The 11,111-nt window shown below is 69.0% G+C and carries 11 protein-coding genes; 3 read left to right on the forward strand and 8 right to left on the reverse strand.

Translation table 11 applies throughout. The annotated features are described in order from the left end of the window. Window positions 1-30: 30 nt before the first annotated feature. From prcA to arc, 5 genes are all read right to left on the reverse strand, one after another. Window positions 31-801, reverse strand: coding sequence for a proteasome subunit alpha (prcA, locus tag ABZ070_RS31360; protein ID WP_356638765.1), 771 nt, complete (start codon window positions 799-801; stop codon window positions 31-33). A gap of 43 nt (window positions 802-844) precedes the next feature. Beyond that, window positions 845-1,690, reverse strand: coding sequence for a proteasome subunit beta (prcB, locus tag ABZ070_RS31365; RefSeq protein WP_356638767.1), 846 nt, complete (start codon window positions 1,688-1,690; stop codon window positions 845-847). A 142-nt stretch (window positions 1,691-1,832) separates the two neighbouring features. Beyond that, entirely contained in the window at window positions 1,833-2,051 is a 219-nt protein-coding gene (locus ABZ070_RS31370) for a ubiquitin-like protein Pup (RefSeq protein WP_030879180.1), read from the reverse strand. Window positions 2,052-2,172: 121 nt separating this feature from the next. After that, window positions 2,173-3,684 carry a depupylase/deamidase Dop gene (gene dop / locus ABZ070_RS31375; RefSeq protein WP_356638769.1) on the reverse strand — a complete coding sequence of 504 codons (1,512 nt, stop codon included), beginning with the start codon at window positions 3,682-3,684 and terminating at the stop codon, window positions 2,173-2,175. 258 nt (window positions 3,685-3,942) lie between these two features. Further along, window positions 3,943-5,709: a proteasome ATPase gene (gene arc / locus ABZ070_RS31380; RefSeq protein WP_356638771.1), complete on the reverse strand. Its 1,767-nt coding sequence runs from the start codon at window positions 5,707-5,709 to the stop codon at window positions 3,943-3,945. 264 nt (window positions 5,710-5,973) lie between these two features. Between arc and ABZ070_RS31385 the strand changes: the two genes are divergently transcribed. Next, window positions 5,974-6,285: a ferredoxin gene (locus ABZ070_RS31385; RefSeq protein WP_356638773.1), complete on the forward strand. Its 312-nt coding sequence runs from the start codon at window positions 5,974-5,976 to the stop codon at window positions 6,283-6,285. A 4-nt stretch (window positions 6,286-6,289) separates the two neighbouring features. Here ABZ070_RS31385 and ABZ070_RS31390 read toward each other — a convergent pair whose 3' ends face one another. From ABZ070_RS31390 to ABZ070_RS31400, 3 genes are all read right to left on the reverse strand, one after another. Next, window positions 6,290-6,868, reverse strand: a complete 579-nt coding sequence (locus tag ABZ070_RS31390; protein ID WP_356638775.1) for a hypothetical protein — start codon at window positions 6,866-6,868, stop codon at window positions 6,290-6,292. A gap of 213 nt (window positions 6,869-7,081) precedes the next feature. Further along, window positions 7,082-7,969, reverse strand: a complete 888-nt coding sequence (locus ABZ070_RS31395) for a tRNA (adenine-N1)-methyltransferase (RefSeq protein ID WP_005319518.1) — start codon at window positions 7,967-7,969, stop codon at window positions 7,082-7,084. A gap of 18 nt (window positions 7,970-7,987) precedes the next feature. Next, the gene (locus tag ABZ070_RS31400) at window positions 7,988-9,187 is read right to left on the reverse strand and encodes a site-2 protease family protein (RefSeq protein WP_356638782.1); all 1,200 of its coding nucleotides are present in this window, start codon (window positions 9,185-9,187) and stop codon (window positions 7,988-7,990) included. Between the two features lie 157 nt (window positions 9,188-9,344). Between ABZ070_RS31400 and ABZ070_RS31405 the strand changes: the two genes are divergently transcribed. Then, a complete protein-coding gene (locus ABZ070_RS31405) occupies window positions 9,345-10,367 on the forward strand; it encodes a RecB family exonuclease (protein ID WP_356638777.1) in 1,023 nt (340 codons plus the stop codon). Between the two features lie 13 nt (window positions 10,368-10,380). Beyond that, window positions 10,381-11,052 (forward strand): response regulator transcription factor, encoded by a 672-nt coding sequence (locus ABZ070_RS31410; protein WP_356638780.1) that lies wholly within the window; start codon window positions 10,381-10,383, stop codon window positions 11,050-11,052. The last annotated feature ends 59 nt before the right edge of the window (window positions 11,053-11,111 follow it).

Raw genomic sequence — 11,111 nt, forward strand, 5'->3', positions numbered from 1 at the left:
GGTCCGGGGCGCCGTCCAACAGCTACGGGGCTACTCCCCGTCCTGTGACTCCTCCGACTCCTCGATGTCCGAAGGGGCGTCCGTCGGCGTCGCCGCGCCCTCCTCGGCCTCCAGCAGCCGCGCCAGCTGCCGGCCGACGATCCGCTTGAACTTCCGCTGCTGAGGCCGCGTACGGTCCAGGACCGCCACCTCCAGGCGGTCCGCAGGGATCTCCCGGTCGCTGCCGTTGGCCTGGCTGGAAAGGGCCTGCACGGCGAGCTTCAAAGCCTCCGCCAGCGACATGCCGTCACGGTGCCGCTGATCCAGGAACCCGCTGATCTGCTCAGCGTTGCCGCCCACCGCGACCGAGCCGTGCTCGTCGACGATCGAACCGTCGTGCGGCAGCCGGTAGATCTGGTCGCCCTCCGGCGCTGCGCCCACCTCGGCGACGACCAACTCCACCTCGTACGGCTTCTCACCGGCGCTCGAGAAGATCGTGCCCAGCGTCTGCGCGTAGACGTTCGCCAGGCCACGGGCCGTCACATCGTCGCGGTCGTAGGTATAGCCCCGCAGATCCGCGTAACGCACGCCGCCGATCCGAAGATTCTCGTACTCGTTGTACTTGCCGGCCGCGGCGAAGCCGATGCGGTCGTAGATCTCGCTGAACTTGTGCAACGCACGGGACGGGTTCTCGCCGACGAAAACAATGCCGTCGGCGTACTGCAGCACGACCAGGCTGCGGCCACGGGCGATGCCCTTGCGGGCGTATTCCGCCCGGTCGGCCATGGCTTGCTGGGGTGAGACATAGAACGGCGTCGACACCGGCTATCCGTCCCTTTCTGTCAGAGGCGAGTACATCGGGGCGTCACAGCAGCGCGGCGCGCGGGCCGTCGGGCCGGCTGAGGCGGCCCTCGAGGATCGCACGCGCGATCTCGGAGGTCTCGGCCTCGGTGAGCCGGCGGAAGCCCTCGTCCGTGATCACGGTCACGATCGGATAGATCCGCCGGGCCACGTCCGGACCGCCCGTCGCCGAGTCGTCGTCCGCCGCGTCGTACAGCGCCTGGATCACCAGCGTGGTGGCCTGCTGCTCGGTCAGGTCCTCGTGGTAGAGCTTCTTCATCGCCCCGCGCGCGAAGATCGAACCCGAGCCGGTCGCCGCATAGCCGAGCTCCTCGGAACGACCGCCCGTCACGTCGTACGAGAAGATGCGGCCCTTCTCGCGGTCGAGGTCGTATCCGGCGAAGAGCGGGACGACGGCGAGACCCTGCATGGCCATGCCGAGATTGCTGCGGATCATCGTGGACAGGCGGTTGGCCTTGCCCTCGAGGGAGAGCTGAACGCCCTCGACCTTCTCGAAGTGCTCCAGCTCGAGCTGGAACAGCTTGACCATCTCCACCGCGAGACCGGCGGTGCCCGCGATGCCGACCGCCGAGTACTCGTCGGCCGGAAAGACCTTCTCGATGTCGCGCTGGGCGATCATGTTCCCCATCGTGGCCCGCCGGTCACCGGCGAGCACCACGCCACCGGGGAACGTCGTGGCCACGATGGTCGTCCCGTGCGGCGCCTCGATGGCCCCCTGCAGAGGCGGCAGGACCCGCTTGCCCGGCAGCAGGTCCGGCGAGTGCTCGCCGAGGAAGTCCATGAACGAGGACGAGCCGGGCGTCAGGAAGGCTGCCGGCAGACGCCCGGTGCTACGAGGGTTGGCTTCCACGCGTTTCCTTCCGGATAGGCGGCGGCCCGCCTCTTCGCACGCGGGCCGATCTTTCTGTGCACGGACCTTACCCGCGCCGTCGCCGGTCATCCGCCCCGGTGCCGCCGGCTTTCACCGACGGCACCGGGAGGGACAACCAGGGCTACTCTCCGCCCTTTTGAACGAACGAGCGCACGAAGTCCTCGGCATTCTCCTCGAGGACGTCGTCGATCTCGTCCAGTACGGAGTCGACGTCGTCCGAGAGCTTTTCCTGACGCTCCTTGAGGTCCTCCGCAGCCTGCGCGTCCTGCGCCTGCTCCTCGACCTCCTCGGTGGAGCGCGTCGCCTTCTGCTGTCCGCCGCCGGTGTCCTTGGTCGCCATACACCTCACCCCGCTCGGTTCGACGTTCTTGATCAGACCCTACTCGGGGGGTCCGACATCGGCCCCCGACTTTCCAGATACGCCCGGGGCCCACCTCCATGATTCCCGGACAGAGGTCGTTTCAGCCCCCGGAGAGCACCCGGACCAGGTCTTCCGCATTGCGGCAGCGGTCCAGCAGCTCCTTGACGTGGTTGCGGGTGCCCCGCAGGGGCTCCAGCGTCGGCACCCGTTGCAGAGAGTCACGGCCGGGCAGATCGAAGATGACCGAGTCCCAGGATGCCGCGGCCACGTCGTCCGCGTACTGCTCGAGGCAGCGGCCGCGGAAGTACGCCCTGGTGTCCTCCGGGGGCTTGGTCTCGGCCCGTTCCACCGCGGTCTCGTCCAGCAGGCGCTTCATCCTGCCGCGGGCCGCCAGGCGGTTGTACAGGCCCTTGTCGGGGCGCACGTCCGCGTACTGCAGGTCGACCAGGTGCAGGCGGGGAGCGTCCCAGTCCAGGGAGTCGCGCCGGCGGTAGCCCTCCATGAGCTCCCGCTTGGCGACCCAGTCGAGTTCGCCGGAGAGGCTCATCGGGTCGTTCTCGAGCCGGTTGAGCGTGTCCTCCCAGCGGATCAGGACGTCCTTGGTCTGCTCGTCGGCGTCCGCCCCGAAACGCTCCTCGACGTACTTCCGCGCCAGCTCGAAGTACTCCATCTGCAGTTGTACGGCGGTGAGTGTCCGGCCGCTGCGCAGCGTGACGAGACGCTTGAGGCCCGGGTCGTGCGAGACCTCGTGCAGGGTGCGTACGGGCTGCTCGACGGCCAGGTCGACCGCGATGAACCCGTCCTCGATCATCGACAGCACCAGGGCGGTGGTGCCGAGCTTGAGGTACGTCGAGATCTCGGAGAGGTTCGCGTCGCCGATGATCACATGGAGGCGACGGTACTTCTCGGCGTCCGAGTGGGGCTCGTCGCGGGTGTTGATGATCGGGCGCTTGAGGGTGGTCTCGAGGCCGACCTCGACCTCGAAGTAATCGGCTCGCTGGCTGAGCTGGAACCCGTGCTCGTGGCCGTCCTGGCCGATTCCGACCCGTCCCGCGCCGGTGACGACCTGCCGGGACACGAAGAACGGCGTCAGATGGCGCACGATGTCCGAGAACGGGGTCTCCCGCTTCATCAGGTAGTTCTCGTGGGTCCCGTAGGACGCGCCCTTGTTGTCGGTGTTGTTCTTGTACAGGTGGATCGGCTGCGCGCCCGGGAGCTGGGCCGCCCGCTCGGCGGCCTCGGCCATGATCCGCTCGCCGGCCTTGTCCCACAGGACGGCGTCCCGCGGATTGGTCACCTCGGGCGAGCTGTACTCGGGGTGGGCGTGGTCGACGTAGAGACGTGCACCGTTGGTGAGGATGACATTGGCCAGGCCGATGTCCTCGTCTGTGAGCTGGCTGGAGTCGGCGGCCTCGCGAGCGAGGTCGAAGCCGCGGGCGTCCCGCAGCGGATTCTCCTCCTCGAAGTCCCAGCGGGCGCGGCGCGCCCGGTGCATCGCCGCCGCGTAGGCGTTGACGATCTGGGACGAGGTGAGCATGGCATTGGCGTTCGGGTGGCCGGGGACGGAGATCCCGTACTCCGTCTCGATGCCCATTACTCGCCGTACGGTCATGCGGCCCTCCTTGCCCGGCGGCGTTCCCCGCCGGGAACGGCGCTCAAGTACCGCGGGTGCTCCGGTGCGCTTGCGGTGCCCGTCCCCGCACTGCGCGACCCGGCGGTACGAAAGAGCCTAGAACGCCGCTGCGTGGCTGGGGAGATCAATTTCGTCATTGCTGCGGTGTGGTCGGACCTGTCCGGAAAGCAACCGGCTGCGGATGCCTGTCCCCTCGCACGGGCGGGGGGACGGCCGACATCCGCAGCCGGTGTGCCTTTACAGGTACTGACCGGTGTTCGCCACCGTGTCGATGGAACGGCCGGTGTCCGCGCCCTGCTTTCCGGTGACGAGGGTGCGGATGAAGACGATCCGCTCGCCCTTCTTTCCGGAGATACGGGCCCAGTCGTCCGGGTTGGTGGTGTTGGGCAGGTCCTCGTTCTCCTTGAACTCGTCCACGCAGGCCTGGAGGAGGTGGGAGACCCGAAGGCCCTTCTGGTTGTGATCGAGGAAGGCCTTGATGGCCATCTTCTTGGCCCGGTCGACAATGTTCTGGATCATCGCGCCGGAGTTGAAGTCCTTGAAGTACAGGACTTCCTTGTCGCCGTTGGCGTACGTGACCTCGAGGAAGCGGTTCTCCTCGGACTCCGCGTACATCTGTTCCACGACCGACTGGATCATCGCCTGGACCGCGGCCGCCTTCGACCCGCTGTGCTCACCGAGGTCGTCGGAGTGCAGCGGGAGGGAGGCGGTCAGGTACTTCGCGAAGATGTCCTTGGCTGCCTCCGCGTCCGGACGCTCGATCTTGATCTTGACGTCGAGCCGGCCGGGCCGCAGGATCGCGGGGTCGATCATGTCCTCGCGGTTGGAGGCGCCGATGACGATCACGTTCTCCAGGCCCTCCACACCGTCGATCTCGGCGAGGAGCTGCGGGACGATGGTGTTCTCCACGTCCGAGCTCACACCGGACCCACGGGTGCGGAAGAGGGACTCCATCTCGTCGAAGAAGACGATGACGGGGGTGCCCTCACTGGCCTTCTCACGAGCACGCTGGAAGACCAGGCGGATGTGCCGCTCGGTCTCGCCGACGTACTTGTTGAGGAGCTCGGGGCCCTTGATGTTGAGGAAGTAGCTCTTCCCCGCGGGCTGGCCGGTCACCTCGGCGACCTTCTTGGCAAGGGAGTTGGCGACCGCCTTGGCGATCAGCGTCTTGCCGCATCCGGGCGGACCGTAGAGCAGGATGCCCTTCGGCGGCCGCAGTTCGTGCTCCTTGAAGAGGTCGGGGTAGAGGTACGGCAGCTCGACCGCGTCGCGGATCATCTCGATCTGGCCGCCGAGTCCACCGATCTTGTCGTAGTCGACGTCCGGGACCTCTTCGAGGACGAGCTCCTCGACCTCGCTCTTCGGGATGACCTCGTAGACATACCCGGAGCGGGGCTCGAGCAGCAGGGCGTCGCCGGGGCGGATGGTCACTTCCAGCAGCGGCTCCGCGAGCCGCACCACCCGCTCCTCGTCGGTGTGACCGAGCACCAGGGCGCGCTCGCCGTCCTCGAGGATCTCCTTGAGGGTGACGATCTCCCCGGCGCGCTCGAACTCCATGGCCTCGACCACGTTGAGCGCTTCGTTGAGCATGACTTCCTGGCCGCGCCGGAGCTCTTCCGGGTCGACGCTGGGGCTGACGTTCACCCGGAGCTTGCGGCCCCCGGTGAAGATGTCACAGGTGCCGTCCTCGTTGGCCTGCAGGAAGACACCGAAGCCGGCCGGCGGCTGCGCGAGCCGGTCGACCTCCTCCTTGAGGGCCACGATCTGGTCGCGGGCCTCACGGAGTGTGTTGGCGAGTCGCTCGTTCTGTGCGGACACGCCGGCCAGGTTGGTCTGCAGCTCGACGATCCGCTCTTCGAGAATCCTCGTGTGTCGCGGAGAGTCGGCGAGCTTGCGGCGCAGGACGGCGATTTCCTGCTCGAGATAGGCAACCTGGCCGGCTGGGTCTTCAGACCCCCGCCCCGGCCGGATGCCGCGGTTGATGTCGTCGTCGTGGGCTGCCACGGTCCTCACCTCCTCCAAGGGGAGCTGGACGCTTCCTGACCCTACCTGTGTGGGTGGTGATTGAAACCCCTAGATCACAAAGACGGAAGGGGTGTGTCCGATCTTCACCCTTGCGCTCTTACCTCTGCGAGGGGAATACCCACGGGATACCCACCCCGCAACATCGGAAAGCGGGCGGTTGTATCGTCGAAGCGTTCAACACCCGTCAGGGGTGGCACGACTTGCTTCACAGAGCTACACCCGACGAAGGAAACGGCAGGAGATATGACCGTGCAGCACGAGGTTCCCACCGAAGGCGCCGCCGAGGCGCTCGAGGTCTGGATCGACCAGGACCTCTGCACAGGGGACGGAATCTGCGCGCAGTACGCTCCCGAGGTCTTCGAGCTGGACATCGACGGTCTGGCGTATGTGAAATCGGCCGACGACGAACTGCTGCAGGACGCGGGGGCGACGACGCCCGTCCCGTTGCCGCTGCTCAACGACGTGGTCGATTCCGCCAAGGAGTGCCCGGGCGACTGCATTCACGTACGTCGGGTTTCGGACAGGGTCGAGGTCTACGGTCCCGACGCGGAGTGACGGATCACATACCGCGCGCTTCGGCGGCGGTGCTGCGGACGAACTTCCCGCCCTGCCACTGCCACTTGATCTCTTCGCGCTCGTCGGGACAGCAGCTGGGCACCGCGGGCGACGAGTAGCCGAGCAGCGTCGCGACGACCGCCCCGTCCCGTACGGCGAGGGCGCCCACGCTCTGCTTCAGCGCGGGTTCCACGAGGGTGGCGACCACCCTCGCGTCGCTGTCGGGGCCCGCGGCCAGCACGTAGAGCCCGCTGGGCGGCGTGCCGGATCCCGCGTCGCAGCGGGCCGCGACCACGGTCTCCGGGCGGCCGTCGCCGTCGAGGTCGCCCGAGGCCTTGTTGGTGACCACGCTGCCGAGGGTGCCGCACTCGATGGGCAGCTCCACCGCCGCGGGGTCCGGTGCGGGTGCCGGAGCCGCGGCCGTCCTGGTACCGGGGCCGCCCGACTGGGAGGCGGTGGCCGCTTCTGGTTGCAGTATTCCCGCACCCGCCATGACCGCGGCCATCGCCGCCGCCGTGGCCAGCCAGTGCACCGGGCGGGCGTGAGTGTGCGCGAGGTCCGGGACGGCGGCGGAGTTCTGCACGCGAAGGGTCTCCTGAGGGGGCTGTACCGGTGGGGGTGGCCAGCATCGTGCCATACGTCACACCCGACCGGAACAGCGGGGTCCGTAAGGCTCCGGTAAAGACCCACGGTCGGTGCCGGCATCGCAGCTCAACATGAGGACACCGCCGCCGAGTTCCGTGCGGGGCACGGGAACTCGGCGGCGGCGTCGGAGCGTTGTCAGGGCGGGCGCGGCTCAGCCCTTGTTGGGGCCCTCGTAGTCCTCGCCGTAGGCACCCTTCGCGGGCCGGCGGCGGCGCATGGGGGGCTCCACCCCGTCGGCGAGACGGCGGGCGGTGACCAGGAAGCCGGTGTGGCCGATCATCCGGTGGTCCGGGCGCACGGCCAGGCCCTCGACGTGCCAGTTGCGGATCATCGACTCCCACGGCTGCGGCTCGGCGAAGCAGCCGATCTCGCGGATCGACTCGACGGTCCGCGCGAGCTGGGTGGTCGTGGCGACGTAGCAGCACAGGATGCCGCCGGGGACGAGCGCCTTGGAGACGGCCTCGAGGCACTCCCAGGGCGCCAGCATGTCGAGGATGACCCGGTCGACGTCGGCGTCGGTCAAATTGTCCTGGAGGTCGCCGACGGTGAGCTGCCAGGCAGGGTGGGGGCCACCGAAGTAGCGCTCCACGTTCGCTTGCGCGATCTCGGCGAAGTCCGCGCGGCGCTCGTAGGAGTGCAGCATTCCGTGGTCGCCGATGGCGCGCAGGAGGAAGCTGCTGAGCGAGCCCGAGCCCACCCCCGCCTCCACGACGCGCGCGCCGGGGAAGATGTCGGCGAAGGCCAGGATCTGCCCCGCGTCCTTGGGGTAGACCACGGCGGCGCCGCGGGGCATGGACAGGACGTAGTCGGGGAGCAGGGGGCGCAGCGCGAGGTAGGCGACGTTTCCCGTGGTTCGGACAACACTGCCCTCGGGAGCGCCGATCAGCTCGTCGTGCGGGAAGGAACCCTTGTGGGTGTGGAAGTTCTTCCCGGCCTCGAGCGTGAACGTGTAGTGGCGTCCCTTGGGGTCGGTGAGCTGGACCTGGTCCCCGACCTTGAAGGGCCCGCGACGGCGGGCGGCACCGGTCGGTTCGGACATACGACCAGTGTATGGGCTTCAGGAACCGGGCCGTGCCATGGCTGCGACGAAGGCCCGCTCGACGTCCGCGGCGGACAGGACGCCGTAGATCTCGCCGGTCTCCTCCACCACCAGGTACTCGGTGGCCGGAGCGGCCCGCAGCGCGTCCAGGAGGGCTTCGCCCGCGAGTTCGGCGGGCACCTTCATGCCTTCCTCGAGGTCCTGCGCGAGGGTGCTGACGGCGACCCAGGGACGGCGGTGCTGCGGGACGCCGACGATGGCCGCTTCGCGGACCAGCGCGGTCGGCTCCCCGCGGCCGTCGACGACGACGAGGGCGCGGGCTCCGGCCTCGTTGGCGCGGCGCAGGGCCTCGGACAGGGGGGTGGTGGCCTCCACGGGAACGGCACGCCGGGTCAGTGCCCTGGCGGCCAGCTCCGGCAGGTGCTCGCGCAGCCGGGCCATGCGCAGGCTGTTGCCGGCTCCGGTCCAGATGATGGCGGCGAGGATGGCGGCCAGCAGGGCGTCGGTGACGGTCTCCACGCCGCCGATGTCCTCGGTGGAGTTGCCGAGGGCGCCGGTGTGGGTGAGCAGCGGGAGGCCGATGAGGACGGCGACGGCGAGCGCCCGCCCGACCCAGGCGGCGGCGACCGTGCCCGCCATGGGCCTGCCGGTGATCTTCCAGACGACGGCGCGGAGCATCCGGCCGCCGTCGAGGGGAAGTCCGGGCAGCAGGTTGAAGATCGCCACGATCAGGTTGGAGATCATCAGGCCGGCGATGAGGACGCCGGGCACGGTGCCGGGCTCGACGGCGTACAGGCCGAGGTAGAACAGCCCGGCCAGGGCGAGGGAGAAGAGCGGTCCGACGAAGGCGAGCCAGAATTCGCGTCCGGGGGTCTCCGTCTCCTTCTCGATCTCCGAGACGCCGCCGAAGAACTGGAGCTGGATGCGGCGGACGGGGAGTTTGAAGCGGAGCGCGACAACGGTGTGGGCCAGTTCGTGGACGAGCACGGAGGCGTAGAAGGCGACGGCGAAGAACAGGGAGACGAGGTAGCGCGCACCGCCGAGCTCGGGCAGCACACGGTCGAGCTGTCCGCCGAAGACCCAGGTGATCAGGGCCGCGACGACGAACCAGCTGGGGGCGACGTAGACGGGCACGCCGAAGGGGCGGCCCATGAGGAGGCCGCCGCCGGGTTCGGCGGGACGCCGCGGTCTGCCGTTGCCGGAGTCCGCTTTGTCCACCCCGGACCGCGCGCGTTCGCGCTCATCCCTCGTGTCGTCCTCGTTCACGGGTTCCCTTCGTTGCGAATGCGTCGCTTGCTCGAAATCATGCAGTGCTGAGGGTCTGTCGTCGATGGTATGCCGCTCGCTGTCAGTGGCGGGCCGTAGGGTCTGAGTCATGAGTACGAGTCAGCAGCCCGAGGGCACGGATACCGCCGCGCCGGACACGCCCGCAATGTCCGCGGCCGCCGTTGTGCCCGCCCCGGCGGTGGAGGCTGTGGCCGCCGGTACCCCCCGCGCCGAGAGCGGGGCGGGGCAGGCTGCCGGTGACGGCGCGGCGGAGCCGCGGAGCGCGCGGCCCGCGTCGCTGTCGCCCTCGCGGGCCGGCGACTTCATGCAGTGTCCGCTGCTCTACCGGTTCCGGGTGATCGACAGGCTGCCCGAGAAGCCCAGCGAGGCCGCGACACGGGGCACGCTGGTGCATGCCGTGCTCGAGCGGCTCTTCGACGATCCGGCGGCCGAGCGGACGGTGCCGCGGGCGAAGGCGATGATTCCCGGCCAGTGGAGCCGCCTGCTGGAGTCCAGGCCGGAGCTGGGCGAGCTGTTCGCGGAGGACTCGGGGGGCGAGCGGCTGTCGCGCTGGCTGGGCGAGGCGGAGCAGCTGGTGGAGCGCTGGTTCACACTGGAGGACCCGACGCGGCTGGAGCCGGCCGAGCGGGAGATGTTCGTGGAGACGGAGCTGGAGTCGGGGCTGCGGCTGCGCGGAGTGATCGACCGGGTGGACATCGCGCCGACCGGTGACGTGCGGATCGTCGACTACAAGACGGGCAAGGCCCCGCGCCCCGAGTACAGCGAGGGCGCGCTGTTCCAGATGAAGTTCTACGCGCTGGTGATCTGGCGCCTGAAGCACGTCGTGCCGCGCAGGCTGCAGCTGGTGTATCTGGGCAGCGGTGACGTGTTGACGTACGACCCGGTGCCGGCGGACCTGGAGCGCATGGAGCGCAAACTGCTGGCGCTGTGGGAGGCGATCCGGCACGCCACCGAGACGGGTGACTGGCGGCCTCGGCCGACGAAGCTGTGCGGCTGGTGCGACCACCAGTCGGTGTGTCCTGAATTCGGCGGCACTCCCCCGGTTTATCCGCTGAGCGTTTCCCCGCCCGCGTCGGCAGAGGATGGTCAGGGCAGAATGGGCCCGGTCTAAAGAAGGAGTACCCGTGGCTATCCGCGTCCTACTGGTCGACGACCAACCGCTGCTGCGTACCGGTTTCCGGATGATCCTCGAGGCCGAGCAGGACATCGCGGTGGTCGGCGAGGCCGGGGACGGCCTCCAGGCACTCGACCAGGTGCGGGCGTTGCAGCCCGACGTCGTGCTGATGGACATCCGGATGCCCCGGATGGACGGCGTCGAGGCGACCCGGCAGATCACCGGCCCGGGGCGGGACGGTCCGGCGAAGGTCCTGGTCCTGACGACCTTCGACCTCGACGAGTACGTGGTGGAGGCGCTGCGTGCCGGCGCGAGCGGTTTCCTTCTGAAGGACGCTCCGGCGAACGAACTGGTGCAGGCGATCCGGGTGGTGGCGGCCGGCGAGGCGATGCTCGCCCCGAGCATCACGCGCAGGCTCCTCGACAAGTACGCGGACCATCTGCCGTCGGGCGAGGAGCCGCTCCCCGACACGCTGAACACGTTGACCGACCGCGAGGTGGAAGTGCTCAAGCTGGTCGCGCGCGGTCTGTCCAACGCGGAGATCGCGGCGGACCTCTTCGTCAGCGAGACCACGGTCAAGACGCACGTCGGCCATGTGCTGACGAAGCTGAGTCTGCGCGACCGCGTGCAGGCCGCGGTGTACGCGTACGAGAGCGGCCTGGTGCGTCCCGGCGCGCAGTAGCGGCCTGGGCCATGGACAAGGCCGGTGCCCGGCAGCTTCGTACGTCACGAGTCCTCCCC

The sequence above is a fragment of the Streptomyces sp. NPDC006283 genome (assembly GCF_040613325.1).
In the GTDB taxonomy this organism is placed as follows: Bacteria; Actinomycetota; Actinomycetes; order Streptomycetales; family Streptomycetaceae; genus Streptomyces.

What these genes read in the sequence shown, in the direction of transcription:
- ABZ070_RS31370 (WP_030879180.1), bottom strand. Translation starts at nt 2,051, where the DNA reads ATGGCGACCAAGGACACCGGCGGCGGACAGCAGAAGGCGACGCGCTCC.
- dop (WP_356638769.1), bottom strand. Translation starts at nt 3,684, where the DNA reads ATGACCGTACGGCGAGTAATGGGCATCGAGACGGAGTACGGGATCTCC.
- ABZ070_RS31385 (WP_356638773.1), top strand. Translation starts at nt 5,974, where the DNA reads ATGACCGTGCAGCACGAGGTTCCCACCGAAGGCGCCGCCGAGGCGCTC.
- ABZ070_RS31395 (WP_005319518.1), bottom strand. Translation starts at nt 7,969, where the DNA reads ATGTCCGAACCGACCGGTGCCGCCCGCCGTCGCGGGCCCTTCAAGGTC.
- ABZ070_RS31405 (WP_356638777.1), top strand. Translation starts at nt 9,345, where the DNA reads ATGAGTACGAGTCAGCAGCCCGAGGGCACGGATACCGCCGCGCCGGAC.